This is a genomic window from Caulobacter sp. 73W, assembly GCF_041021955.1.
In the GTDB taxonomy this organism is placed as follows: Bacteria; Pseudomonadota; Alphaproteobacteria; order Caulobacterales; family Caulobacteraceae; genus Caulobacter.
Genome location: NZ_CP158375.1, coordinates 1,645,917 through 1,671,398, shown reverse-complemented (window position 1 = coordinate 1,671,398; position 25,482 = coordinate 1,645,917). Strand labels below are relative to the sequence as shown.

Annotated in this window: 21 protein-coding genes; 19 read left to right on the top strand and 2 right to left on the bottom strand. The window is 59.8% G+C overall.

What is annotated here, in order from left to right; translation table 11 throughout:
- Positions 1-33: 33 nt before the first annotated feature.
- The 15 genes from virB10 to ABOZ73_RS07910 all read left to right on the top strand — a co-directional run bounded on the left by virB10 (position 34) and on the right by ABOZ73_RS07910 (position 18,218).
- Positions 34-1,014: a type IV secretion system protein VirB10 gene (virB10, locus tag ABOZ73_RS07980; RefSeq protein WP_369062502.1), complete on the top strand. Its 981-nt coding sequence runs from the start codon at positions 34-36 to the stop codon at positions 1,012-1,014.
- Positions 1,011-1,994 carry a P-type DNA transfer ATPase VirB11 gene (virB11, locus tag ABOZ73_RS07975; RefSeq protein WP_369062162.1) on the top strand — a complete coding sequence of 328 codons (984 nt, stop codon included), beginning with the start codon at positions 1,011-1,013 and terminating at the stop codon, positions 1,992-1,994. Before virB10 ends, virB11 begins: the two co-directional genes overlap by 4 nt.
- A complete protein-coding gene (locus ABOZ73_RS07970) occupies positions 1,960-3,720 on the top strand; it encodes a type IV secretory system conjugative DNA transfer family protein (RefSeq protein ID WP_369062160.1) in 1,761 nt (586 codons plus the stop codon). Before virB11 ends, ABOZ73_RS07970 begins: the two co-directional genes overlap by 35 nt.
- On the top strand, positions 3,713-4,228 hold the full coding sequence (locus ABOZ73_RS07965) for a hypothetical protein (RefSeq protein WP_369062158.1): 516 nt from the start codon (positions 3,713-3,715) through the stop codon (positions 4,226-4,228). Before ABOZ73_RS07970 ends, ABOZ73_RS07965 begins: the two co-directional genes overlap by 8 nt.
- Positions 4,221-5,231 (top strand): relaxase/mobilization nuclease domain-containing protein, encoded by a 1,011-nt coding sequence (locus ABOZ73_RS07960; RefSeq protein WP_369062156.1) that lies wholly within the window; start codon positions 4,221-4,223, stop codon positions 5,229-5,231. The genes ABOZ73_RS07965 and ABOZ73_RS07960 overlap by 8 nt, the downstream gene beginning before the upstream one ends.
- Before the next feature lie 221 nt (positions 5,232-5,452).
- Positions 5,453-6,451 carry an NAD-dependent epimerase/dehydratase family protein gene (locus ABOZ73_RS07955; protein ID WP_369062501.1) on the top strand — a complete coding sequence of 333 codons (999 nt, stop codon included), beginning with the start codon at positions 5,453-5,455 and terminating at the stop codon, positions 6,449-6,451.
- A 104-nt stretch (positions 6,452-6,555) separates the two neighbouring features.
- Positions 6,556-7,854 carry a UDP-glucose/GDP-mannose dehydrogenase family protein gene (locus ABOZ73_RS07950; protein WP_369062154.1) on the top strand — a complete coding sequence of 433 codons (1,299 nt, stop codon included), beginning with the start codon at positions 6,556-6,558 and terminating at the stop codon, positions 7,852-7,854.
- Positions 7,855-7,912: 58 nt separating this feature from the next.
- On the top strand, positions 7,913-8,989 hold the full coding sequence (gene gmd / locus ABOZ73_RS07945) for a GDP-mannose 4,6-dehydratase (protein WP_369062153.1): 1,077 nt from the start codon (positions 7,913-7,915) through the stop codon (positions 8,987-8,989).
- Entirely contained in the window at positions 8,979-9,917 is a 939-nt protein-coding gene (locus tag ABOZ73_RS07940; RefSeq protein ID WP_369062151.1) for a GDP-L-fucose synthase family protein, read from the top strand. The genes gmd and ABOZ73_RS07940 overlap by 11 nt, the downstream gene beginning before the upstream one ends.
- 405 nt (positions 9,918-10,322) lie before the next feature.
- Positions 10,323-11,186 carry a glycosyltransferase family 2 protein gene (locus ABOZ73_RS07935; protein WP_369062149.1) on the top strand — a complete coding sequence of 288 codons (864 nt, stop codon included), beginning with the start codon at positions 10,323-10,325 and terminating at the stop codon, positions 11,184-11,186.
- A gap of 9 nt (positions 11,187-11,195) precedes the next feature.
- Positions 11,196-12,335, top strand: coding sequence for a glycosyltransferase family 4 protein (locus tag ABOZ73_RS07930; RefSeq protein ID WP_369062148.1), 1,140 nt, complete (start codon positions 11,196-11,198; stop codon positions 12,333-12,335).
- Between the two features lie 424 nt (positions 12,336-12,759).
- Positions 12,760-14,112 (top strand): lipopolysaccharide biosynthesis protein, encoded by a 1,353-nt coding sequence (locus ABOZ73_RS07925; RefSeq protein ID WP_369062146.1) that lies wholly within the window; start codon positions 12,760-12,762, stop codon positions 14,110-14,112.
- Positions 14,113-14,115: 3 nt separating this feature from the next.
- Positions 14,116-15,432, top strand: a complete 1,317-nt coding sequence (locus ABOZ73_RS07920; protein WP_369062144.1) for a hypothetical protein — start codon at positions 14,116-14,118, stop codon at positions 15,430-15,432.
- Between the two features lie 106 nt (positions 15,433-15,538).
- On the top strand, positions 15,539-16,669 hold the full coding sequence (locus ABOZ73_RS07915) for a glycosyltransferase (RefSeq protein ID WP_369062143.1): 1,131 nt from the start codon (positions 15,539-15,541) through the stop codon (positions 16,667-16,669).
- Between the two features lie 577 nt (positions 16,670-17,246).
- Positions 17,247-18,218 (top strand): glycosyltransferase family 2 protein, encoded by a 972-nt coding sequence (locus ABOZ73_RS07910; RefSeq protein ID WP_369062141.1) that lies wholly within the window; start codon positions 17,247-17,249, stop codon positions 18,216-18,218.
- Here the strand turns inward: ABOZ73_RS07910 and ABOZ73_RS07905 are convergent.
- A complete protein-coding gene (locus tag ABOZ73_RS07905) occupies positions 18,175-19,413 on the bottom strand; it encodes a WcaI family glycosyltransferase (protein WP_369062139.1) in 1,239 nt (412 codons plus the stop codon). The two genes, ABOZ73_RS07910 and ABOZ73_RS07905, sit on opposite strands and share 44 nt — an antisense overlap.
- 144 nt (positions 19,414-19,557) lie before the next feature.
- The gene (locus ABOZ73_RS07900) at positions 19,558-20,136 is read right to left on the bottom strand and encodes a polysaccharide biosynthesis/export family protein (RefSeq protein WP_369062137.1); all 579 of its coding nucleotides are present in this window, start codon (positions 20,134-20,136) and stop codon (positions 19,558-19,560) included.
- Between the two features lie 255 nt (positions 20,137-20,391).
- On the opposite strand from ABOZ73_RS07900, the gene ABOZ73_RS07895 reads away from it, so the two are divergent.
- The 4 genes from ABOZ73_RS07895 to ABOZ73_RS07880 all read left to right on the top strand — a co-directional run bounded on the left by ABOZ73_RS07895 (position 20,392) and on the right by ABOZ73_RS07880 (position 25,240).
- The gene (locus ABOZ73_RS07895) at positions 20,392-21,207 is read left to right on the top strand and encodes a transglutaminase-like cysteine peptidase (protein ID WP_369062135.1); all 816 of its coding nucleotides are present in this window, start codon (positions 20,392-20,394) and stop codon (positions 21,205-21,207) included.
- Between the two features lie 48 nt (positions 21,208-21,255).
- Complete coding sequence (locus tag ABOZ73_RS07890; protein ID WP_369062133.1) at positions 21,256-23,163, top strand: O-antigen ligase family protein; 1,908 nt, start codon at positions 21,256-21,258, stop codon at positions 23,161-23,163.
- Positions 23,164-23,282: 119 nt separating this feature from the next.
- The gene (locus ABOZ73_RS07885) at positions 23,283-23,822 is read left to right on the top strand and encodes a hypothetical protein (protein ID WP_369062131.1); all 540 of its coding nucleotides are present in this window, start codon (positions 23,283-23,285) and stop codon (positions 23,820-23,822) included.
- Between the two features lie 104 nt (positions 23,823-23,926).
- On the top strand, positions 23,927-25,240 hold the full coding sequence (locus ABOZ73_RS07880) for an outer membrane beta-barrel protein (protein WP_369062129.1): 1,314 nt from the start codon (positions 23,927-23,929) through the stop codon (positions 25,238-25,240).
- Positions 25,241-25,482: the final 242 nt, after the last annotated feature.

The window sequence follows — 25,482 nt, the reverse complement described above, 5'->3', positions numbered from 1 at the left end:
GTCACTATCGTCGCCGTCGTCTGCGGCATCTTGGTGCTCGCGCCCTGGAAGAGATCCGCCGAGCCGGCCGGCGCGAAGACCTCGCCGCCCAAGCAGACCGTCGCCTTCGAGGCGGCAAGGTCGATGCCGACCCTGGACGATCCTCCCGCCGATGCGCCAGCACTAACCGACGATCCTTTGGCGGCCTTGGAGGAGAGCAGTGTCGCGACGAGCGCCGTGAGCCGTCCCGCCGCGTCGCCGGACGGCTCGCCAACGCGGCGCCCGGCTCCGGTCCTGGCATGGTCGGCTTCCTCACGCGCCGGCGATGATGCGACGCGAGCGTCGATCGAGGGGGCGCTTTCGGCGGCGGGTGCGGCGGACGCGAACGAAGACGGCGGACCCGATGACGCCTTCGCCCGGCTCAAGCGCACCTCGGCCATCGGGACCTCCAAGGCAAGACGTCTTGGCGATCGCAACTTCCTTTTGACAGCCGGAGCGGCAATTCCCTGCACCTTGCAGACGGCGATGGATTCATCGCTGCCCGGTCAAGTCTCCTGCATCGTGGGACGCGACGTCTGGTCGGAGAACGGGGCCGTCGTCCTCATCGAGAAGGGTGCGCGCGTCCTGGGCGAGTATCGCCAGGGACTCAAGGCCGGAGAGGGGCGCCTTTTCGTCCTTTGGACGCGAGCGGTGACGCCCGGCGGAGTGGCCATCGATCTCGGCTCGCCCGCGGCCGACGCCTTGGGGCGCGCCGGCTTCGGTGGCGAGATTGACCGTCACTTCTGGCGCCGGTTCGGCGGAGCCATTCTGCTCTCCGTCGTCGATGACGCCGCTGTCGCAACGGTCGGTCGGCAGGATGGGCAGGGGATGGCGAGGCTGCCCTCCGAGGCTGCGGCCATCGCGGTCGACCGGTCAGTCGACATCCCGCCGACCTTGCGCATACCGCAGGGCTCGCAAGTCTCTATCCTCGTGGCCAAGGACTTGGATTTCTCCGGCGTCTACGGCGTCTCCGACCGTGGAGGGGAGGGCCGATGACTGCCGTGCTAGACCATCACCTGGCGCCAATGGCCAGCCTCCTTGGCGACCCGTCGGTGCGAGAGATCGTGGTCAATCGCCCATGCGAGATTGGTGTGGAGCGAGCCGACGGCTGGAGCTGGGTTGAAGACACTCGTCTGACCCCCGCCTGGTTGATGACGCTCGCACGGGCCGCAGCAGCCTACACGGGACAGGACGTCGGAGCCGCCCTGCCGATCTGTTCAACCAGTCTTCCGGGCGGAGCCAGATGTCAGATCGTCTTGCCCCCGGCGGCCAGCGCCCTTTCTCTGACGATCCGCCGACCAATCGGTGGAGCGCCCAACCTTGGCGAGTTGGCTGGAGGCGGGCTATTCGACAGGGCGGCGCATCGAAAGGCGCTCGCTTGCGCTCCTGATGCCGCTCTCGCCAGGGGAGATTGGCCTACGTTCTTTGCGCGGGCCGTGATCGAGCGCAAAACCGTATTGGTCAGTGGATCCACTGGATCCGGCAAGACCACGCTTGCTCGAGCCTTAGCCGCCGCAATTCCCGGCGATGAGCGCCTGATCACAATAGAAGACACGCGCGAGCTAGAAGTCGCACAGCGCAATGTCGTGCGACTGGTCTGGTCGCGGGAGGGCGCGGGCCGAGCGCGTTTGGGGCCCGGAGATCTTCTGGCGAGCGCTCTTCGGATGCGCCCTGATCGCATACTTCTGGGAGAAATCCGGGACGGCCAAAGTGCATTTTTTCTGATGCGGAATGTCGCGTCAGGTCATCCAGGATCGCTGGCGACGATCCATGCGGGCAGCTGTGACCTCGCCCTGGATCAACTTGCCCTGCTGGTCAAGGAAACGCCGGCGGGACGCGACCTGCCCCGGGCGGACGTGAGGGCGCTCTTTGAGGGACTGATCGACATCGTCGTGCAGATGGAGCGGCGCGATGGCCGCTTTGAAGTCGCGGAGGTGCGCCATGGCGCCGTTCGAAACTCTACCTGCGGCGCGTAGGGCGGCGGTCATCGCCGTTCTCTGCCTCATGCTGGCGATAAGCTTATGCGCCGCCACAACCGTTGTCGCCCTAGCGGGTCTTGGCCAGCTCAGCTCTAAGGTCCAAATCGGCCGAGTGCCGGGATGGCTTTGGTATTACCGGGGCGACCCGACGCTGCAGGAATGGATGCGACGCGGCGTCGGCATCGCAGTCTTAGCGCACGCTGCGGTGATCGCTGCTTTGGCGCGCAAGCGCCCCAAGAGCCTACACGGAGATGCGCGGTTTGCCTCGTCAACGGAGATCCGAAGGGCCGGCTTGCGTGAGCGCGACGGAGTCATTTTGGGCGCGGCTGGCGGACGCCTCCTGCGAGCCGGCGGTCGCGGGCATGTCTTTGTCTGCGCGCCTACGGGGTCAGGCAAAAGCTCCGGGATCATAATCCCGACTTTGTTGAGCTATCAGAGCGGCGCCGTTGTGTTGGATATCAAGGGGGAGTGCTGGCGGCAGACAGCAGGCCTGCGTCAGTCCATCGGCCAAAAAGTATGGCTCTTCGAGCCGTTTGCTGAACACGGGCGCACCGCTCGCTGGAACCCTCTTGGCCATATCGACCGTGAGGATCCCCAGCAAACTTTCGATGTGTTGCAGCGCGTCGCCACGATTTTGTTCCCCGACCACGAAGGAGCCACGGAGGGCTTTTGGAATCTTGCTGGTCGCAACGCCTTCATCGGCGTAGCGCTGCTGGTGACTGCAACATCTGATCGGCCTCTGACCCTTGGCGAGATCAACAGATGGTTCGCCGATATCGATCTTGCCGAGACCATCAAGCGGCGGATCGAGGGCATGGCCAAACAGGGCGCGCCGCTCAGCGAGGCCTGCAAGGCAGCCCTTCTGAACTTCTGCGGCAACTCAGAGGCGGTGTTTGGCAGCATAAGGCTGACCGTCACCACCCGACTTCAGGCCTGGTCAAACCCGCTGGTCGACGCTGCGACCAGCCAAAGTGACTTTGACCTATCGAGGCTGCGGGAAGATCCGGCCACGCTTTATCTGTGCGTAGCGCCGGGCGACCTTGTCCGTGCAGCGCCCATTTTCAGTCTTCTTGTGGAGCTGCTGTTAGACCACATCTGCCGAAGACATCCGGTCACCCAAGAGGCGCAGCCGCTGCTTGTGCTTCTCGACGAGTTTCCCAGCCTCGGCAGGCTGTCGGTCCTCGCGGCATCATTTGCTTGGATCGGCAGCTATGGCGTCAGGCTGGTGTGCGTCGTCCAGAACCTGGGTCAGCTCCGAGCCCAATACAAAGAGGCTGCGCAAGCCATCCACGGCAACTGCGATCTGCAGGTCTATTTTGCACCCAATAGCTTTGAGGATGCTCAATCGATTTCAAACCTGATGGGATGGCACGGGCAAAAAGCCACTAGCCGAAGCCGCCCCTCGGGATTGGCCAGCGGCCGACGATCGCAAAGCGAAAGCGAACAGCGAAGGGCGCTAATGCTCCCCGACGAGCTAATGCGTATGCCGCGAGATAGGCTCATCATCTTCGCGCGAGGCTTTGCGCCCATTCAGGGCCGCTGGCTCAAGGCCTGGAAGCTTCGGGCGTTTCGCAGGCGGATCTCGCCTCCGCCCCATATCCCTGCACGGGCTCCGATGCGGACTTCAGCCGCTACTACTTCGCGGTCCCCAACCGGGGTCCCCTCGGCGGCCCAATCGCGGATGCGACAGAGGGCATATGGGAGGGAGGCGCGTGATGAATGAGCGGCTCATCCGCGCTGCGGTCCCGCCATCATTTGCAACCCTGTGGGATCAGCTCGTCGAGGACGCGGGTAGTGAAGCTGAGGTGCTCCGCAGACTTTTGATCATGGTCCAGGCGCGCTCCCAAGCGCCTCTCAAGGGCGTATCGACGATGCCGGAGCCGGTGATCCTCACTATCAAGGTGTCAAAGCGCGACGCTTTGGCGGCTGAACGGCTGGCGGCGCAAGCCGGGTTCAAGCGCGTGGAGTGGATACGCGCGCTGATTTCCCACCGGGTCAATGCAAGCCCACAGTTCAGCAAGGAGGAGCTACGCATACACGCGTCCGTTCGGTACGAGCTAGACCGCATCGGCGCCGTAATGCGTTCGACCGCTCAGCGCATGACTGACCTTGGGGCTGAGCCCGCCGCAGCCTCGCTTATGCGCGCATATCAGGATGCGCGCACGCAGCTGGTCGCCCTTCGGTCGGCGATGGCGGGCGCGATGCTGTACTGGCGCGTACCCTATGAGTGACACGCGGTCGCCAAGCGGCTTCCAGGATTTTTGGCGGCAATTTCGCGGTCCGATGCGTATCACGCCGGATCTTCTACGCTCGTCAGTCTTTCGTTCGCACCTGGCCCGATTGGTCGCTCATCTGCCCAATGTGAGTGTTCAGGTCACCTCGGTGATCGCCTCTCCCGGCGCGCTGCGCCAAAACCTCGACTACATCTCTCGCCGGGGCGATCTCGCCTTGGTCGGGCGCGAGGGGGAGGAGGTCGCGGGCAGGCCCGAGATTCAAAGTCGAGCAGAAGATTGGATCGCTGACCGTTTCCATTTTCAGGAGCGGTCTTGCCGACTGGCCTTCAGCCTCATCCTGTCCATGCCGCCCGGTACACCGCAGCAGGCGGTGTTTGCCGCCGCAGAGGACTTCGCGCGCGCGACCTTCGATGACCGAACAGGCTGGCTGATGGCCAGACATACTGACACTGCACATCCGCATGTACACCTTACTGTCCGAGGTCAGGCCGATGACGGCCGGTTCATGGACTTTGGCCCGCGTGATCTTCGCGCCATGCGCGGCGGTTTTGCACAGGCGCTGCGTGCTAGGGGTGTGGATGCCGACGATGCGCCTCGATGGGCGCGCGGCATTGTTGAAAAGCCGTTGAGCCGAGGGGTTTACCGTCTTGAGAGGGACTATGCGCTAGGACGCGGCCCCGAGCCGCGATACGTCGACGGCGACATTGAGGACGCGTTGGCGATCGCGAGGGGGCGAAGCGCCGCTGATCGACCTTGGGAAGATCACATTCGCTCCCAGCAGCAGAATATCCGTGATCGTTACATGGTCATCGCGGACGGGTTGGACCGACTTGGTGGTGAAGGAGATCGGACGCTAGCCGGTCAGGTACGGCGCTTTGTAGCGCAAATGCCGCCGCCGCTGACCCGCAGGGAGCGACTGGCTGAAGAGGCTAGAGTGATCGAAACGGCAAGAACGCTGGGTGAACTCAAGCGGACATCCGAGCGACGGCGGGAGAGGTAGTCCGAAGCCGCGCCACCGCAGAGCTAGACCCAAGTGTATAGGAGGTCGGACGCTGTGAATGGCTACCTTGGGAGACCCTGCTTTTCATGCGGCGCCCCTGAGCGTGAAAACAGCGCAGCGATTGGGGGACTGAATAGAGCCAGCTTCCAGGTGCATACCGACCCAAGATGGCGGATTCGCTTGAGCTAACGCATTGGCGCACCCGGCGCATAACGCTAGGGATGAGGAGGTGCACTGAGCTTAGGAGACATGCATTGACTGTGATCGTCACAGGAGCCGCCGGCTTTGTCGGCTCTTATACCGCCCAGCGTCTGCTGGACCGCGGCGAGACGGTCTTGGGCGTTGATGTCTTCAATGATTACTACGATCCAGCTCTCAAGGCGGCGCGAGCCGCCAAGCTTGAGGGCCAGGCTGGCTTTCGTATGGAGCGCATGGATATCGCCGACGCCGCCGCGTTTGCGACGCTCGTGAAGGGCAGCGGCGCCAAGCGGATTGTGCACCTCGCCGCCCAAGCAGGCGTGCGATACAGCCTCGATAACCCGTTCGCCTATGAGCGGTCCAACCTAGCGGGCCACCTGTCGGTTCTCGAGGCCTGCCGCCACAACGGCGTCGAGCACCTGGTTTATGCCTCGTCGAGCTCGGTCTACGGCGAGCGGCCGCAGGACGGCGAAGGCTTCAAGGAAAGCGACGCGGCGGTCGAGCCCGTGTCGCTCTATGCGGCCACCAAGCGCAGCGGCGAGCTGATGAGTCACGCCTACGGCAAGCTCTACGGACTGGCCCAGACCGGGCTTCGCTTCTTTACGGTTTACGGTCCGCTGGGGCGGCCGGACATGGCCTACTTCTCGTTCACCCAGAAGATCCTGGCCGGCGAGCCGATCGAGGTTTTCGGGCAAGGCGATATGTCCCGCGACTTCACCTACATCGACGACATCGTCACCGGCGTCGTCGCCGCTCTCGACCATGTCCCGTCAGCTGGCGAGAACCGCATCCTAAATATCGGCGGCGGTCGCCCCGAAGGCCTGATGGACATGATCGCCATCCTTGAGAAGACGATCGGCCGCGAGGCGCAGAAGGTTTATGTGCCCATGCAGCCTGGGGACGTACCGAGAACCTTCGCCGATGTCTCGAAACTGAAAGACATCACAGGCTACACGCCTGCCATTCCAATCGAGGTCGGGCTGCCCCGCTTCGTCGAATGGTACCGAAGCTACTACGGCTGAAAATCCAGGCGCATACGCGAGATTTTCGCGCGTAGCGGGATATTGGTTGGCGCTCTTCGCTGCGGTGCAGTAGAGCGTCGTTCACTAAGAGTGGGGGCTCGCTTATGCGCGTGGCGATGATTGGCACCGGCTATGTTGGTCTGGTGTCCGGGGCATGTTTCGCCGACTTCGGTCACGAGGTGACCTGCATCGATAAAGACCCCTCCAAGATCCGCCGTTTGGAGGCGGGCGAGATTCCAATTTTCGAGCCTGGCCTAGACGAATTGGTCGCCCGAAATGTCAAGGAAGGTCGGCTGTCCTTCACGCTAGAAGGGGCCCGGGCGATCAAAGAGGCCGATGCAGTGTTCATCGCGGTCGGAACGCCGACCCGGCGTGGCGACGGCCATGCCGACCTTTCTTACGTCTATGCTGCCGCTGAAGAGATTGCCGGACTGATCGACGGGTTCACCGTCATCGTCACCAAGTCGACCGTGCCGGTCGGCACCGGCGACGAGGTCGAGGCGATCATCAAGAAGGTCCGTCCGGACGCTCAATTCGCCGTCGTCTCGAACCCTGAGTTCCTGCGCGAAGGCGCTGCCATCGAGGATTTTAAGCGTCCTGATCGGGTGGTCGTGGGCACCGAGGACGAGAGAGCCCAGGAAATCATGCGGGAGCTCTACCGACCGCTGTTCCTTAATGAGACGCCGATACTGTTCACTGGGCGCCGCACCAGCGAGCTGATCAAATACGCCGGCAACGCCTTCCTGGCCATGAAGATTACGTTCATCAACGAGATGGCCGACCTTTGCGAAAAGGTAGGCGCCGACGTTCAACAGGTGGCCCGCGGCATCGGCCTCGATGGCCGGATCGGCAAGAAGTTCCTGAACGCGGGGCCTGGCTACGGCGGCTCGTGCTTCCCCAAGGACACCATCGCCCTGGTCAAGACCGCCCAGGACTACGGAGCGCCCACGCGTCTCATCGAGGCGACAGTCGAGGTCAATGACGCGCGCAAGAAGGCTATGGCCGGCAAGGTCGCGGCCGCGCTCGGCGGCGATGTCATGGGCAAGACGATCGGTGTGTTGGGTTTAACCTTCAAGCCCAACACCGACGACATGCGCGATGCGCCGAGCCTCGACATTATCCCGGCGCTTCAGGCGCTGGGCGCCAAAGTGCAGGCTTTTGACCCAGAGGGACACGAAGCCCAGCACATGCTGAAGGATGTCAATTTCAAGGACGGCCCGTACGCAGTCGCCGAAGGTGCGGATGTTCTGGTCATGATAACGGAGTGGGATCAGTTCCGCGCGCTCGACCTGGATCGGCTCAAACTACTGATGAAGGCACCGGTCATGGTTGATTTGCGCAATATCTACCGCCCTGAAGACATGCGTGCGCGTGGCTTTGACTACCTAAGTATCGGCCGCTGAATACGGGCTTTTTGATTGAATTATTGATGCCCGGGTTGCGGGCAATTTGGGGGTATGTATGGCTACTTCGGGAAATGGTAAGGTTGCACTCATCACCGGGATTACTGGTCAAGACGGTGCATATCTGGCCGAGCTTCTGCTGGAAAAAGGCTACACTGTTCACGGCGTGAAGCGTCGGTCGTCGTCGTTCAACACCGGCCGTATCGACCACATTTACCAGGACCCGCACGAAGCCGATCCGCGCTTCATCCTGCACTACGGCGATCTGACGGATTCAACGAACCTGATCCGGATCGTGCAGCAGACGCAGCCGGACGAGATCTATAATCTGGCAGCGCAAAGCCACGTGCAGGTTTCGTTCGAGACGCCTGAGTACACCGGCAATGCCGATGCCGTCGGCACTCTTCGCCTACTCGAAGCGATCCGCATCCTTGGTCTCGAGAAGAAGACCCGCTTCTACCAAGCCTCGACGTCTGAGTTGTACGGCAAGGTGCAGGAAGTTCCGCAATCGGAAAAGACGCCCTTCTATCCGCGCTCGCCCTACGCCGCGGCCAAGCTCTACGGTTACTGGATCGTCGTGAACTACCGTGAGGCCTACGGTATCCACGCCTCCAACGGCATCCTCTTCAATCACGAGAGCCCGCTGCGCGGCGAGACGTTCGTGACCCGCAAAATCACGCGCGCCGCCGCAGCCATCAAGCTTGGCTTCCAGGAGAAGCTCTTCCTCGGCAACATCGACGCCAAGCGCGACTGGGGTCATGCCCGTGAGTATGTGCGCGGCATGTGGCTGATGCTGCAGCAGGACGAGCCGGACGACTACGTTCTGGCGACCGGTGAGACGACGGTGATCCGCGACTTCGTCACCGAAGCTTTCAAGGAGACGGGGGTCACGCTGCGTTGGGAAGGCGAAGGGGTCGACGAAAAGGGTATCTGCGCAGACACGGGTCGCGTCTACGTCGAGATTGATCCTCGCTACTTCCGTCCTACTGAAGTCGATCTGCTGATTGGCGATCCTACCAAAGCCAAGACAAAGTTGGGTTGGACGCACGAGACGAAGTGGCAGCAACTCTGCGCCGAGATGGTTGCTGCTGATCTGGTGGGCGTCGCCAAGGAGCAGCGCCGCAATGCCGACTGACATCATCTTTCCACTCGCGGGGAAGCGCGTTTGGGTTGCTGGTCACCGCGGCATGGTGGGGTCAGCGATCATGCGTCGCCTCGCCTCCGAGGACTGCGAGCTCGTCACGGCCACCCGTTCGGAGGTCGACCTCGAAGTGCCGGCGCAGGTGAACGAGTTTGTCGCGGCCACCAAGCCGGACGCTATCTTTATGGCGGCGGCGAAGGTGGGTGGCATTCTAGCCAACGACACCTATCCGGCGGACTTTCTCTATAACAACCTGATGATCGCCACGAATATCACCGAGGCATCTTATCGCTACGGTGTGAGGAAGATGCTCTTCCTAGGATCTAGCTGCATCTACCCAAAAATGGCGCCGCAGCCGATTCCAGAGGAAGCGTTGCTCACGGGACCCCTCGAGCCCACAAACGAGTGGTACGCGATTGCTAAGATTGCTGGCATTAAGCTGGCGCAGGCTTATCGCAAGCAGCATGGCTGCGACTTCATCAGCGCCATGCCGACCAACCTGTACGGGCCTGGTGACAACTTCGACCTCAATACGAGCCATGTCCTGCCAGCATTGATGCGCAAGGCGCATGAGGCCAAGGAGGCCTCGGCGGAGAGTATAACGATCTGGGGTAGCGGCTCGCCTAGGCGTGAATTCCTTCACGCCGATGATTGTGCAGATGCATGCGTCTTCCTGATGGAGCGCTATTCAGGCCTCGAGCACGTCAATGTTGGGTCTGGGACCGACATTCCGATCGTCGATCTCGCCCGGCTCATTTGTGACGTTGTAGGTTTTGAGGGGCGAATCGAAACCGATCTCTCCAAGCCTGACGGCACACTTCGAAAATTGATGAGCGGTGAGAAACTGCGAGCGATGGGCTGGACTCCGAACATTGAGCTGCGCGACGGTATCTCTTCGGTTTACTCTGATTGGAAACCCTAAATTCGGCCTTCGCTTGCTTATTGATACTGATGCCTGCGGCCTCAACAGTATATGGCGTTGGAAAACGAAGTTACTGTAAAGGTGTAGGCTATCAACGCTTAGACGTCAGCGCATAGCCCCCTCAGCCAGTAGTGCTAAGCGCAAAACTTCTAGTGGACGTTGGAAGGCGGTCTAGCAGAGCAAGTGGCGTTATTTTATTAGCCTTTATTTCCGCCAACGATGCATTCCGGCGGCGTTTTTTTTCTGGGTGTCCAGAAGGATCGAGTGTGAGTGTACTTCCTTTGTGTTGCCGATAAACCATGAGTGAAGGAGCGTTTATGCGTCTTTATAGGTAGCGATCTAACCTATCAATATTTGGTTCGATGCAGGCCTTAGAAGATCTAGTTCGAGGGGGACGAGGATATTATGAAACATGAAGCTGAAGGTGATCCTACGGGCGCGCGACCGCGGATCGCCGCTCTCCTCACCTGTCACAATCGAGCTCAGTTGACGGTCAGATCAATTGCGGCGCTCTACGCGAGTGCGGGCAGTGATTCCACTATCGACGTATTTCTGGTGGACGACGGCAGCACTGACGGTACCGCCGCGCTGGTCAAAGACACCTTTTCGAATGTGCATGTCATTCAGGGGGATGGCTCTCTATTCTGGAACGGCGGGATGCGCTTGGCTTGGCAGCAGGCGCTGGGGGCTGGGGAGTTCGACTTTTTTCTTTGGTTGAACGACGATCTTGAAATGTCCAAGCATACGATTAGCCAGCTGCTGCGGGCGTACAATTCGGTCGCGAAGGGCAGGAGCGGGCGAGCACTTGCAGTGGGCAAGGTGACTTCTCGATCTGGCCGAATTTCTTACGGCGGATTGGCCCGTGTTCCTGGCTTTTCTCGTCTCCGATTCCGGTATCCAGAGGTTGAGACTGAGCGAGTCGTAACGCTCAATGGCAATTGTGTGCTCATACCGGCGCGCGCTGTTGATGAAGTTGGGATAAACTCGAAGGTATTCACCCATGCGTTCGGCGATATCGACTATGGCCTGCGGGCCACTAACGCGGGATATGTAATCGTTTCTACGGAGGAAGCTGTTGGTTCGCAAGAACGGGGGCCGGCATATAGCCGGATGAAGGGACGTGGCATTCGGGCCCTCTACAGCTTCGCGAACAGCCCGAAGGGAATGCCCTGGCGGGAATGGCTTTATTTCTGCTTCCGCCATGGGGGTGTATTCGCACCAGTGAATTTCTTAGCGATGTACATAAATCAGCTGCGTAACGCGAGCTAAGCGTGACGCATGCTCAATATCTGCGTCAATGGCCTCTTCCGATACGATCAGTACGTCCGGTTCTTTGGAGAAGCCGGGCTTCTTGAGGGATTTTACTACTCCCATAGAATCCACACGAACGCGAAAGCGCTGGGTATAGAGAAGTCGCAAGCGTATAATCTTTGGTTTAAGGAGTACGCGCTTCATGGTTACCTGCGTATAAACCGACGCGCTTCGCATCGTTCTCAGATAGCAATCTTAGATGCATGGCAGTTCGCGGTCCTGGCGAAATACAAACCGGCTCCAGCACTGTTGGCCGTTATCGGCGAAACTGCCGACCGAATTCTCACTCGTGCGAAACGGCAAGGTTCAGTCACAACCGGGCACGCCGTAACAAGTCATCCCATAGAGCTGAAGCGCCAAATATCTATAGAACACGACCTTCTGGGTGTCGCGGCTCCATCCTTTGAGGTATCCAGCCGGCGATTGGACGAGATCGCACTTTGCGACCGACTTCTTGTTGATAGCTCATTTGTGGCGCGGTCGTATTCCGAGCAGGGAGTCGAGTTCGAGAGAATTGCGACGGTAGTGCCTGGCGCGAACATGACTAGGTTCTCGCCGCGCGATCCAGCCGAGCGAGATACGGATGAGTTCATCGTGATGAGCGTGGGTGCCATTGTTCCACGGAAGGGCCATCGCTATCTCCTCGAGGCATGGCGGCGAGCTGGCGCGCCCGGGAAGTTAGTTCTCGTAGGAAGCCTGGGCGAACACGCGCGACAAATCTTGGGTCCATACAGCTGTCTTTATGAGCACATCCCAAGGGTAGAGAATGTAAGGCTTCGAGAGCTCCTAGTGAAAGCTTCCGTCTTTGTGCTGCCATCTGTGGAGGATGGATTTGCTCAGGCGGCGATGGAAGCGCTCGCATGCGGCGTGCCGGTAATCTGTACACGAAACGCTGGCGTTGCTGATCTTGTAGTGGACGGGGTTAACGGGTGGGTAGTCGACGCACGGGATCCAGATGCTATCGCGTCCTGTATTCAGCGCTTGCGACAGGATCCGAGCCTGGCCGCCCAGATGGGTGTTAACGCCGGTGAGATGGCTGCGGGGACGACCGACTGGCGTAGATACGCGCAGGAGGTCGTGGAGCTTGTGCAGAGCAACCTGAAATGACTTCCGCCGCTAAGTTTCGCGCGCTGCCAATAAAGCACTTTTTACGTTGCTCGACCTGCTTCCTAGGCTCGCGGCAATCGTTGTTACGCTGGCTCACGCTCGCGCCTTCAGTCTCAACGATTTCGGTACAATAAAAGATGCCACTAGATCTGAAGGTGATCTCATCGGTTCACCGCTCTGAGCAGACAGCCAAAACATCCCACTCGCGGCATCCACGTGCATTTTCAAATCATGCCGCCTCTGTGCGCTCTCTTGTGGTCGAAAGCATGAGGCAGTCTCCACTCAGTCGGTTTGAATATGTTGTGAAAATGGTGGCATCGGCCACATCCCGCGTTGCGGTATACGATCCAGCAGAGCGTCGCACTGGTCGGGTCCGAGAGATTGTTCGGAATCTGGTGGGCACCCACCCAGCAGGCCGTCTTCAGTGAAGATTCAAAGTATTGCAGTTCGTCTCGTGGCCCTGTTTGCTACGTTGAACCCAGGTCAGCGTGCGCGCCTGTTTCGCGGGACGGTGGTAAATGTATTAAGCCAGTGTGTAACGGCAGTCTTGGCGCTTGTATCACTGCCAATTCTCTTGGCCATGTGGGGAACGGCGCAGTTCGGCCTCTGGATCCTGATTAGCGCTTTCCCAGCCTACCTCGCGATGAGTGACTTGGGCTTTGGCTGGGCAGCGGCCGCAAAGATCGCCCACGCAATCGGACGCGGCGACGTCGCCGTTGCGCGACGGGTGCACCAGACGCTGCTAGCATTGAACGCGTGCTGCGTTGCGGTATTTGCCTTGCTGGCGGTCTGCATCGTGATGCTTGGCGGAGGCGTGCTGCTTCCCAACAACGGCGAAGGTGAGCTCTTGGGGCTTAAGACGGCTCTACTACTGCTTTGCTGGACCGCTTTGGTCTCGCTCAGCATGAGCTCTCTAACGACTGCTTGGCGCGCGAGCGGGGCTTATGCGAGCACCGTGGTTTTCAACGACGCCATCAGGATCAGCGAAGCGTCGCTCGTCATGATTGTTGCGCTCAAAGGCGGCGGCATTCTGGCTGCTGCGGCCTGCACTTTTGCTACGCGAGCGACGGGTCTAGGAATATTGCTACTGTTAACCCCTAAGGTGGCATCCTGGGTTCGGTTAAGCTTCAGAGGGTTCTCGCTTGAGGAGGTGAGGCTCTTGTGGCGCCCGGCATTAGGCGCGCTCATGTTGCCTTTGGCATTTGCGCTGAACGTGCAGGGAATGGCCATTGTCGTTGGCCTCTACTTGGGCGTAGTGCCCCTTGCAGCGTTCTCCGCGGTACGAACGGTAACGCGCTTAGTCATCCAAGTGATGGGGGTAGTTTCAAACGCGATCGTCCCCGAGATCGGTCGAGCTATAGGATCTAGCGAGCAGGCCTCGACGAAAGTGATTGCGTTGGGGGCAATGGCCATTTCCGGCGCGCTTGGTGCAACTTTCGTCATTGGCTCGGCGATCTTTGGCCCATGGGTCGTCAAGATCTATACTCACCAGATGGTCGCCGCTTCTACCCTCATAATGTCGGTTTATGCTGCAGCGGCGGTTCTCCAGGGAATCTGGAATACGGGGAGCAATGTCCTGCTGGGCGCAAACCGGCAAAGCGACGTCGCCTACTGGATAGCGGGTATGTCAGCCGTGGGCATTGCGGCAGTCTATGCTTTGCGCGACCGCCTGAGCCTTGAGACAGTCGGGCTTGTGATGTGCCTAACAGAAATAGCCATCCTGGGCGTTGTGCTTCGCACTTTGTCTAGGTTTTTGACAAAGGCCTCAAGAGCCTAAGATATGAAAATGCAGTTGCAAAATCGAAATGCGCGCGTCGCGCTGAACTCTCTAATACTTGCGTTTATTATTTGCCTTCCCCTTGAGGGAGTCCTTCGAAAGTGGTTGCTCAACGGCATCCAGCAGCCGTTGCTATTCATTAGAGACCCAGTGCTCTTCGCGATTTATGGAGCATATCTTCTAAAAATAGCCACCGAGCGGACTGCGATACCAACGTGGTTTGTGCTCTGGGCATCCATTGCGATACTTGCAGTTGGGCTAACGTTCCTTCAAGCGGCAAATGCTGGGCTTCCACCAGTGGTCTACGCGGTTGGGCTACGCAATTATATACTATTCGTGCCTTTAATGTTCATCATTGGTGAATGTTTAGATGAGCGCGGCTTGCGAGCAGTGATTAACACTGTGTTGATAATTGCCGTCCCGATCGCAGTGTTGGTAATATTGCAGTTTTCGTCTCCGGTATTTTCCCCAATCAACAAGGGACTTGACGAGACCGTCAAGGGGAGATTTCTCGTTGCGCAGGGCGTTGTCCGGCCCTACGGCCCATTTACGTTCGTTCAGGCACAAAACTACTTCTCGATCTTCACACTGGCGTGCGTCTTAGCGGCTGTTGAGCTCCGTCAGAAACTTGGAATCTCCAGCCCTATAATCATCCTTGGCGCGGTCGCCACGATCATAATGGGTGCACTCAGCGGGTCGCGCACCTTCTTCGTCAGCGCTGCAATCCTCATTCTATTCTATTGCCTGCCGGGTCTTGTCAGCCGTGACCGGCGAAAGGCCGCCGCGCGACTTGCGATCGTTGGTGCATCGATTGGTGCATTCATCATCGCGTTCACGGTGATTTTCCCGAAAGCATATTCGACAATGTCCGAGCGACAGGCCACTGCGGAGGGATCTGAAGGCTCAATCTTCGCAAGAATGACTTCAATTATGACTGCCGGCGTGGGCCCTGCTATTGAAACCGCCCCTCCCTTAGGTTTCGGTCTAGGAGCGGGATCGAACGTAGGTACGGCTGCGACTGGAGTTCGTAGCTGGTCGCTCGGTGAATATGACTTGCCACGAATGATCAACGAACTTGGGCCGGTGGCTGGCCTAGTTGCGATCATGATCCGAAGCGGACTAGGGCTTTGGTTGCTATTAGTCGCTGTTTCTGCAGCAATGAGAAGCGGCAACGGCGCAGCGCTGCCGATGGCCGGATTGGCGCTCATCCTGATCGTTAGCGGCCAAGTAGTTGGTCAGAACCAGGTACTGAGCTTCTGCTGGTTGGCAATGGGCATGACGCTTGCGCTTTCAAGAACTGCAACATCTCAATCACGGTGATCGGAGTAGCTGGGTGGTGCGAACTGGGATACCGCCGGAGTCGGCCCTTCGGCTGCTGCACTTAATCGCTTCGGCCGACCCAGCTGGAGGGGGCCCTATCGAGGGCTTGCTTAGGCAGCATGAAGCTTGTGGATCGAATGCGGGTGAAGTTTGGCGAGAGATCGCCACGCTTGACGCGCCCGAGAGCTCGTATCTCACCCGATTGACGTTGCCGGTGCATCCGCTTGGGGTAAACTGGACGGTAACGGATGGAATTCTTAGAAAATTCTATCAGCACTACCGTTATTCACCGCTATTTCCCGCGTGGCTCGAAGCAAACGTTCGACGCTTTGACGCTGTGATCGTCCACGGGCTCTGGAATTATCTCCCATTCGCAGCGTCTCGGGTTCTCCCCCACGCGAAGGTGCCATACTTCCTATTCACCCACGGGATGATGGATCCGTGGTTTCGGCGAACCTACCCCGTCAAGCATGCGGCAAAGCAAATATCGTGGAGCATAGGCGAGGGGCGGCTTGCTCGAGGAGCGCGAGCGGTATTCTTCACGTCGGAAGAAGAGCGTAGGCAAGCAGGCGGTGAGTTTTTTGGTCATGGATATAATGCTGAAGTGGTGGGCTACGGAGCCAGCGCACCGCCAGCAGTCGGTAGAGCCCAGATCGACGCCTTTAGATCTGTCGCTCCCGCGCTCGGCAGCCGTAGGTATTTGCTGTTCATGGGTAGAATTCACGAGAAGAAAGGGTGCGATATCCTCATCCGTGCTTTCGCTCGAGTGGCTCAGCTACATCCGGAGTTAGACTTAGTGATCGCGGGACCCGATCAGTCGGGTTGGCGTTCCGTCCTAGAGGCGCTCGCGGCTGGCCTGGGAATTGCCGATCGAATTCATTGGACCGGTGCGGTTTACGGAGATCCTAAATGGGGAGCGATCTACGGTGCGGAAGCGTTTGTGTTGCCCTCACATCAGGAAAATTTCGGCATTGCAGTCGCTGAAGCTCTCGGATGCGGCACCGCTGTTTTAATTTCTGATAAAGTAAATATCTGGCGGGAAATCAGCAGTGCGCAAGCTGGTATCGTTAGTGCTGATACTGAGAAGGGGTGCACTGAGCAGATCACTCAGTGGCTATCGCTCCCCGACGAGCGTAAGAAAGAGACGCGGCTTGCAGCTAAAGCTCTGTTCGAACGCATGTTCAATGTGAACAGCACGGCACCAGCGCTCATTGAGCGCATTCGAGAACATCTATGAGCGAGAGTGTGGAAGATAAAAGCATCAGTCCACTGTTAGGGGGCGCGACCTTTTCATTCCGTCACCGCGCCTTTCGGCTGCTATGGAATGCGATCTGGTGGAGCATGGGTAAATGGACGCCTGTGCCGTTTCATGGTTGGCGGAGGTGGCTGCTGACCCTGTTCGGGGCGCGCCTTGCCCGGACTGCCAAGGTATACCCAGGTGTGGACGTTTGGTACCCGCCCTATTTGACGATGGAAGACCGAGCAACTCTGGGAACTGATGTCATTTGTTACTGTATGGCACCGGTGACCTTGAGAAGATTTTCCTTAGTGTCCCAACGTGCGCATCTTTGCGCAGGATCGCACGACGTTGACGATTGCCACTTCAAGCTCGTCTCCAGCGAGATCGATATTGGCCCGCACGCATGGATTGCTTCTGAGGCATTCGTCGGCCCCGGGGTACTGGTGGGGCGTGGCGCTGTGCTTGGGGCTCGGGCGGTTACAGTCAAGAGCCTCGACCCTTGGACGATATATGCCGGGAATCCCGCGAGACGCCTTAGAGATAGGTCCCCTTCTATAGGGGAGCAATATCGGTGATGTCGATCGCGGTAGTGATATTGACGTACAATGAGGAATTGCACCTCGCTCGAGCTATTGAATCGGTTTCAAGCTTATCTGAGCAAATATTTGTTGTTGATTCAGGTTCCACGGACCTCACTGTTGATATAGCGCGGAAGTATGGCGCGACTGTTCTGGTCCACCCATTTGTTAATCAAGCGCAGCAGATGAGGTGGGCGCTTGACAATGCCCAGATCACTGCAGAATGGGTTATGAGGCTTGATGCCGATGAGGTCATCGAGTCCGACTTGGCAATAGAAATTTCCCGAGATCTGCCGTTGCTGCCGGCGGACGTGGGGGGCGTCAATCTGCGGCGGAAGCACGTGTTCATGGGGCGTTGGCTGCGCCACGGAGGGCGATTTCCCGTAACCTTGCTTAGAATCTGGCGCCGCGGTGACGCCGAGATTGAGCAGAGGTGGATGGATGAGCATATGGTGCTCACCCGAGGGCGGACGGTCACGTTCTATGGCGGATTTGCTGACGTTAATCTGCAAGATCTGACGCACTTCACGGCGAAGCATAATTCCTATGCTACGCGCGAAGCAATTGATGTGCTTTCGAGAAAGTACGATCTAGCAGCAACAGACGGCGCGGATCTCTTGAGTTCTGGGAATAGTTCGGCATCGGCGTCATTGAAGCGATGGATCAAAAAGAACGTCTATAATCGCATGCCGCTGTGGCTCGGACCTTTATCGTACTTTCTATTCCGCTTCGTCCTGCAGCTAGGTTTTCTCGACGGGCGACCCGGGGTGATCTACCACGGCCTTCAAGGCGGCTGGTATCGCTTCTTGGTCGCAGCGAAGGTCGCCCAATGGGATGCTGAGCTGAAGACAGCAACTGGGCGCAATGCGCGCCTGGAGAGGTTATCGCGCCTGACCGGTTATCAACTCGAGAAGATGTCCGGCTTTAACTTTGTAGTTCCGAAAGATGGCGTTCAAAGCCATCAATGATTGCCGACTTGCGCCACCGCTCTTCCGCGCGGCGCCGCCCTTGAGTTCCAAGTTCTTTTCTGAGGGTGGGGTTATTACTGAGTGCGAACACGGCCTCGGCCATGGCTGGGGCCGTAGGCTGCACAACGATGCCGCAGCCTTCTACTTCCTGTGCAAGCCCGGATCCGTTAGGCGCCATGGCGACGACGGGCCGCCCGGAGGCGAGCATGCCGGTGAGTTTTGATGGGAGAACGAGATCGGCCGCCTCCGGTCGTTGCGGTAGTAAATGTATGTCGGCGGTGGCTAGTAGTTCGGAAAGCCGCTCGAGCGGTTGAAGAGGCAAGAAGCGAACATTGCCCAAGCCCGAAGACCGATGTTCGAGCTCCCCCTTTGCTGGGCCATCGCCGCAGAACAAGAATACCAATTTGGGATTGGAGGCGGCGGCCCCCCGGGCGACCTCGGCGAGCATTTCAATTCCCTGCTTCGCCGCCATGTTTCCCGAGTAGAGGGCCACAACCTTGTCGGGTCCGATCTGCAACTCAGCGCGCAGATTTGTGGCTGACTCCGGGTGCATAGAGATCGCATCTACATCCACCCAATTTCGAAACTCGACCACGCGGTTGGTCGGGACCCCCTTACTGCCAAGTAATGCGGCCATCGCAGGGGAGATTGTCGAGACGATATCAAAGCTGTTTAGCAGAGCCTTCTCCGCCTTGAGGGCAAAGGCGCGGGAACGGGCGCTTCCAAGGAGGCCTAGTTCAAAGGCTGCATCGACCTCAAAGTCCTGGATATGGAGCCACTTCTTAGCGCCGGTTATCTGGGCGCTCAAAAGGGCTGTCATGGAAGAGGCTAGCGTCGGAGCAACAGTAAAGACTACGTCTGGCCGTAAGCGTCGAGCCGCGAAAACGGCTGCGGGACCGGCCGATAGGCCAAAGGACGCCAAGTGAATGATGCGTTTTAGGCCCGTCGGCCGGGGCGGGACGTACAGAGGTGCGCGGTTTACCCGCACGCCATTGATATGTTCGCTGGTCCACCGAGCGCCCGAGTAGCCTGCAAGCACGCGCCAATGGGGATAGTAGGGAGGTGCGCAGACGACCTCAACTTTATGGCCCCGACATGCCAAGTCTTCAGCTAGCTCGGTAGTATACTTGGCGCATCCTACGAGTTCAGGCGCGTAGTTGAGCGCTACGATCAAAATGCGCTTAGGTGAAAACATAGTCGCCGCCCCCACGGCTTTACGCGAACGAGCCCTTCTGGGCCGCCTATGGCTTATGCGCCAGCTCTAGGCGCCGCCATAAGCCGCGCCCTGAGGTTCGCGTAACGACAATCACTCAAGTGCTGCAGCGGGCCGGCCTTCTGTCTAGAAGAAGCGCTCGCCGATGCGGATAGTGTCACCCGGCGCCACGGGCGTCGCTTGCGTAAGCGGATAGGTGCGCTCTTCGCTCTCATTTGCTCGCTTGATGTGCACCTTCTTGGTGTCCGCGCGGTAGCTGAAGCCCTCGGCGGTCGCCACGGCGTTCAAGACAGTCAGGCCGCTGGTGTACGGATAGGTGCCCGGCGACTTCACCTCACCCAGAATGTAGAACGGACGGTAGTTCAGAACCTCGACGCTCACGCGCGGCTCTTTGATGTAGCCGTCCTTCAGCGCGGTTTCGATTTCGCCCTGGAACTGACGGACGGTCAGGCCGCCCGCCTTGACCTCGCCAATGAGGGGCAGGGCCACTCGGCCTTCGCCGCCGACGAAGAACTCTCCCGTCAGTTGCTCTTCACCAAAGGTGATGACGCGAACCTTGTCGCCTGAGCCAAGGACGTACTCCGGCACAGTGGGCTGATCGACCGCTGCGGTCGTCGTGCCGGCCTGCGCGAGCGCGGCATGGCCGGCTCCTAGGAACATCATGGCGGCGAGGGCTGCAAACAGCAGTCGAGCTTGGCGGAGCATGGGTACCTCTAAGCGTGTCCCATCCTTCCTACCGCAGGCGCAAGCGGGACGGAATAGGCGCCATGCCGCACCGCCACATGGTGAATCTGCGTTTATAATAGAAAAGGTAAATTTACCATCAATCCAAGTATACGCGCATTAACTAAGGAAGTTATTGCCTAGGCAATTTTGGTGACCGCCGCGTCTACCATGTAATTTATGTCTACCTTAACAGCATTCGACCAAGTTGACCGCATTGAAAAGGCGGGTCTAGCAATGGTCAATTCGCTGTTTACCTCAATTCGCAGCGCGGCCATTGTTGCCGGCGCTATGATGGTTACTGCTTGTGCAACCATGCCGGAGGCGAGCAGCCGGATGACCATGGCGGCGGCGACCGCCGCTCCGATGGGTTATTTGGATTTTTGCGCCCGTTCACCGGACGATTGCGGGGGCGTAGAGGCGCAAGGTGAGCGTATTGAGGCTCAGCGCGTGGCTTGGTCGCAAATGTTCAAAATCGCTGCGGCGCCGGCCCCGGCGGCCATTGCGCCAGCGGCGAACGAAAAGTTCGATTGGGCGGCGCACTTCGCTGCTGCCGAGGCTGGCAAGAGCCTTGATGTGACGCCAGCTGTTCTGCGTCAGGTCGAGGTTCACGCTTCAAGCCCGGTGATGGACGAGAAGCTCTGGGCGCAACTGAACAAGGTCAATCGCAAGATCAATCATGATCTGGTCCGTCGCTCTGACCAAGAAGGCTATGGTCAGGAGGACTTCTGGGCTACGCCTTTGTCGGATGGCGCAGCCGCCTATGGCGACTGTGAGGACTACGTTCTGGAGAAGCGTCGCGCCCTGGTCGCGGCGGGTATTCCCCAGTCGGCGATGTCTGCTGCTATCGTCGTCACGAGCTGGGGCGAGACCCACGCCGTTCTGCTCGTCGACACGGACAAGGGCGAGTACGTCCTCGACAATCTGTCGTCGTTCATCGTGCCTTGGGCAAAGGCTGGTTACGTGTGGCGCGAGCGCCAGTTCGGCGCTGCATTCACCTGGGGCATGGCGCGTACGGAGCAACCGCGACTGATGTTGGCTTCCGCACAATAAGTAACGCCTGCTAGAGCATGGATGAGAACACGCTGCGGGCGGGGGTCCATGTCGGAAGAAGCTAAGGCTCAGTCATTGTCCAGCCGCTGGGCGCGGCGTCCCGCAGGGACGGGGTTGGCCATAGTCAGCGCGCTCGTGATCAACTTCGGTCACTGGCTCTATGGAGCGCATAGGGCTGAGGCGGCGATGGCCTTTACACTTGCTAGCGCCGCGATGGTCCTGGCGGTGCTGCTTACGCCCGCGCTGCGGCAAGACCTGATGAAGGGGCGCCGCCTGGCTTGGCCGATCACCCTATTTGGGTTGACGGTTTTGGCTGTGCTTTGGTCGCTGACGCCATGGGTTCCCGGCGGGCCGCATCCTGCGTGGAGCTATGTGGGTGAGCGAGGGTTCGCCTCGATAGATCCATCCTCGACAGTCGTGGAGCTGGTGAAGCTCCTCGGACTAAGCGGGCTATTCATCGTCGGGGTCTCGCTAGGGGCGTCCGACAAGCGAGCGCAGATGGCCTTGTCGGTGACCGTATATTCCGGGGCCGCATTCAGCGCTTGGATGTTCCTCGCCTACGTCACGGGCGATCCAGCAACGCATTATGGGCGGCGCTTGGCGGGACACTTCCTGAGCGCCAACACGCCCGCCACCTTGGTCGGCATGCTCGCCGTCCTGGCATTGTCGCTTGCCCTGCGACGCGCGCGCCAAGCTCCTCCGCGCGAGCGCATCGCCGCAGTCGCGCCAGCATCCGCGGCGACGCTAGTTCTGCTCATAACTTTGATCTGCACCGCCTCCCGTGCCGGGATGGCGGCGACGGCGGTCGGTATGATGATCGTTCTTGCGGGTGAGGGAGCTCGCAGCGGGGGCAAGTGGAAGGCCGCAACCATCGGGTTGGTGGGCATCGCCGCACTGGCGTCCCTGGTGGCCTTTGCCGGAGACCAACTGATTGTCCGCTTCTTCAACGCATCCAAGGACCTGGATGTACGTGGATTGCTCGTCGGCGTTCATTGGAAGGCATTCTTGGCCTCGCCGATCAACGGGTACGGCCTCGGATCCTTCAATGCGGTGAACCGCATCTACCTCGATCCGGAGAACTTCGCGGTTCTGTGGAATGTGAATGCGACGCACAATGTGTATGTGCAGTGGCTGGAGGAGGGCGGTCTGGCCGCCGCCCTGCCGATGTTCGCAACGATCGCTTGGGTCTTGGCGATCCTCGGGTTTGTTGGGCTTCGCCGCGAGCGGATGCGCGGTTGGATCTTTGCGCTCCTCGCCTGCAGCGCGGTCGTCCTCCTGCACGGATGGACCGACTTTGCCCTGCAAGTTCCTTCTGTGGCTGGTCTGTGGGCGTTTTTGCTGGGGATCGGGTTCAGTCTTGCCCAAGGTTCGCGGCGCGGCGCGCAGTCGGGCCCTAAGCCAGCCGCGGTGGTCGCGAGCGGTCTGGGCGCTGCTGTCGCGTCAATCGGAGCGGTTCTAGTCCTGGTGGCGCTGCCCAGTGGCGATGCGAAGGTTGGTGGCGTCTCGGTCCTTAAGTTGGCGATCGGTTACGACCGTGCTGCGGAGCGCGAGCTTGCGAATGGAACCACCAAGACGCATCTCGACAACGCTCAGCGGGCTTCTATGGAGGCCCAAAAGCTCTTCCCCTTCGACACGTCCGCGTGGTTGCGCCTCGTCTACATCGATCATCTGCGTCTTGGTCGGATGAAGAGTGGCGCGGCCTCGCTCTTTGAGCGGTCGTATGACCTGGTCGCCTACGACCCATATGTCGCGCGCTGGCGCATTCGCTTTGGGTTGGAAAACTGGACTGAGCTTACGCCCGATAGTCGAGAGTCTGTCGCCGCTGAGGCCAAACTGCTGCTTGAAGATCAAGGATTCCGCCGGTATGTGACCGACGATCTAAAAGCGATTAGGTCGCCGTCGGGCCGGATGGTTGCGTCCTTCTGGTTGAATCAGGTTGGCGGCGCGCAGCGTTGACGGTAGCGCTAATGCACTGCACAATGCGAGCTACGTTAAGGTTTTGTTTATCACGTCGTTCGGGGTCTCAGCACTGCGCTGAGTATCTGTCGGGACGGGGGCTCTGAAGGACTGGGGATATGACTTTCAAGAATCTCGGCGCAGGCCTCCTCCTGCGCGCCGCGGCTTCGGTCGCGATTGTCGGCGGTATCGCCGCTGTGGCCGTTCCGGCTATCGCGCAAACGCAAGAAGAAGTCGCCGCGCTGGCCGCGACGATCGAAGAAGCGGCCGAGGCTGCTGCTGCGAAAGCCGCCGCTGATGGCCTGACCGGCGCCGCCGCCGCCGCCGCTGTTCAAGCGGCCGTCCAGCAGGCGATCGCCCTCGCGGGCGTCTCGCCTGCCGTTGCGCAAGCCGCTCTGGCTCAAGCCTCGACCGCTTTGGCCAGCAACCCAGTTGCGGCCGCCGGCGTCACGGCCGCTGCGGCTGTTGTCGCGACCGTTGCTGCAGCCCCGGCTTCGACGGGCGGCGCCCAGACTGCTGATAATAGCAGCGACGGTACGACTGCTGGTCCGGCTTCGACCGGCGGTCCGACCGCGGGCGGGGCCACGCCGGGCGCCGGTTCCGCCGGCGGCGGCGGCGGTGGCGGCGGTAACGGCTACACCCCGGTCCCGGGCAACTAATCAAGTTTCGTCGAACGGGCGGGGTTCAAGCCCCGCCCTTTCTTCTCGTCCGCGCGCTAGCTAGCGCGCTCGAACCCGTGTGTGTTCGCCTGGGGAGGCGATTTATGAAAACCAAGATCATGCCGATGGCTGTCGCCGTCGCCACGATGGCCGCAATGGGCATCCCGTTCTCGATGAGCTGGGCGCAGACCGTCCGGGGGTCGCTCAACTCCGCAGCCGATGCTCAATCGAACTTCGCTCGTGATCGCAACGTGTCGGTCCGTCAGCGTCCTCATCCTGAATACAACTCCGCAGGCGTTCGTCTGGGCGCCTTCGTGGCCCGCCCGCAGGTTACCGTCTCTGGTGAGTACAACGACAATATCTACGGCGCCGCCGCGAACGAGATCGACGATTTCATCTTCCGCTTCCGCCCGGCGGTGGATCTCGCCTCGACCTGGTCTCGCCATGCCCTGAACGCTTTCGCGCGCGGCTCAATCAACCGCTACAACGACTACAGCTCGGAAAACACCGAGGAGTACTCGCTGGGCGCCAACGGTCGTGTCGACATCGTTCGTGGCACGAGCATCTCTGGCGGCGGTGATGTCAGCCGCATCACCGAACCTCGGACGTCGTCCAGCACGCCGACGGGGTCGATCGATCCGATCCAATATGATCTGTCGCAGTTCAACGTCGCCGGCGTGCGCGAATTCAACCGACTGCGCCTGTCGGCGCGCGGGGACTATCGCAAGTTCAATTACAAGGACGGCCGCACTGTCGGCGGCGCCGAAGTTGAACAGGACGACCGCGATCGTGAAGTCACGAGCTTCATGGGGCGTGGTGATTACGCGCTGAGCCCGGCGACGGCCGTTTTCGTCCAGGGCACGGTCAACAAGCGCGAATATCGCCTGGCTGGCACCGCTGCTCGTCCCGCACGCGACTCCGATGGCTACGAAGTGCTGGCCGGCGCCAACTTCGAGGTTGGGGCGCTCATGCGCGGCGAACTGGCCGCAGGCTACCTGTCGCAGGAGTTCGACAACGCGATCTACGGCAAGGTTGACGGCTTTGGCGGTCGCGCCCAGCTTGAGTGGTTCCCCACGCAGCTGACGACTGTGACCTTCAATGGCACGCGTTCGGTGGAAGACAGCGGCATCATCGGCTCCTCGGGTTACTTGTCGAGCACGGTCGGCGCGCAGGTCGACCACGAACTGCTGCGCAACGTCATCCTGACCGGTCAGGCCAGCTATTCGGACGACAAGTACGAAGGCATCGACCGCAACGATAAGCGTCTGAACGCGGGCGTCAGCGCAAGCTATCTGTTGAACCGCCGTTTGAGCCTGGTGGCCGCTTACAACCACTTCAAGCAAAACTCGAAGGGCGCCAACGGCGGCGCGGACTTCAACGTCAACACCGTCTCTCTAGGCGTGACCGGCCGCTTCTAGGACGGCTAGGTTTCGCAAGTGAATTGGGCGCCGGCGGTTAACCACCTCCGGCGCCTTTCTTCTGGTCAGTGGCACGCTGGTATGCCACTTGCCTGTTGCGTGTGCGAAGGCCCTGAGGCGTCCTGGGCTGGTACAGATTGAAGGTTATGCTTTCGATGAATTCGATGTCCCCCAATCCCGCTGGCTCCAATCAGGACGGGCGTAGCGAAGGGATCGCTGAGGGCGGTTTCGCTTTCGCGCCG

Coding starts and splice junctions, on each gene's coding strand:
- virB11 (WP_369062162.1), top strand. CDS start 1,011: ATGACTGCCGTGCTAGACCATCACCTGGCGCCAATGGCCAGCCTCCTT.
- ABOZ73_RS07970 (WP_369062160.1), top strand. CDS start 1,960: ATGGCGCCGTTCGAAACTCTACCTGCGGCGCGTAGGGCGGCGGTCATC.
- ABOZ73_RS07965 (WP_369062158.1), top strand. CDS start 3,713: ATGAATGAGCGGCTCATCCGCGCTGCGGTCCCGCCATCATTTGCAACC.
- ABOZ73_RS07960 (WP_369062156.1), top strand. CDS start 4,221: ATGAGTGACACGCGGTCGCCAAGCGGCTTCCAGGATTTTTGGCGGCAA.
- ABOZ73_RS07955 (WP_369062501.1), top strand. CDS start 5,453: ATGAGGAGGTGCACTGAGCTTAGGAGACATGCATTGACTGTGATCGTC.
- ABOZ73_RS07950 (WP_369062154.1), top strand. CDS start 6,556: ATGCGCGTGGCGATGATTGGCACCGGCTATGTTGGTCTGGTGTCCGGG.
- gmd (WP_369062153.1), top strand. CDS start 7,913: ATGGCTACTTCGGGAAATGGTAAGGTTGCACTCATCACCGGGATTACT.
- ABOZ73_RS07940 (WP_369062151.1), top strand. CDS start 8,979: ATGCCGACTGACATCATCTTTCCACTCGCGGGGAAGCGCGTTTGGGTT.
- ABOZ73_RS07935 (WP_369062149.1), top strand. CDS start 10,323: ATGAAACATGAAGCTGAAGGTGATCCTACGGGCGCGCGACCGCGGATC.
- ABOZ73_RS07930 (WP_369062148.1), top strand. CDS start 11,196: ATGCTCAATATCTGCGTCAATGGCCTCTTCCGATACGATCAGTACGTC.
- ABOZ73_RS07920 (WP_369062144.1), top strand. CDS start 14,116: ATGAAAATGCAGTTGCAAAATCGAAATGCGCGCGTCGCGCTGAACTCT.
- ABOZ73_RS07910 (WP_369062141.1), top strand. CDS start 17,247: ATGTCGATCGCGGTAGTGATATTGACGTACAATGAGGAATTGCACCTC.
- ABOZ73_RS07905 (WP_369062139.1), bottom strand. CDS start 19,413: ATGTTTTCACCTAAGCGCATTTTGATCGTAGCGCTCAACTACGCGCCT.
- ABOZ73_RS07900 (WP_369062137.1), bottom strand. CDS start 20,136: ATGCTCCGCCAAGCTCGACTGCTGTTTGCAGCCCTCGCCGCCATGATG.
- ABOZ73_RS07895 (WP_369062135.1), top strand. CDS start 20,392: ATGGTCAATTCGCTGTTTACCTCAATTCGCAGCGCGGCCATTGTTGCC.
- ABOZ73_RS07890 (WP_369062133.1), top strand. CDS start 21,256: ATGTCGGAAGAAGCTAAGGCTCAGTCATTGTCCAGCCGCTGGGCGCGG.
- ABOZ73_RS07885 (WP_369062131.1), top strand. CDS start 23,283: ATGACTTTCAAGAATCTCGGCGCAGGCCTCCTCCTGCGCGCCGCGGCT.
- ABOZ73_RS07880 (WP_369062129.1), top strand. CDS start 23,927: ATGAAAACCAAGATCATGCCGATGGCTGTCGCCGTCGCCACGATGGCC.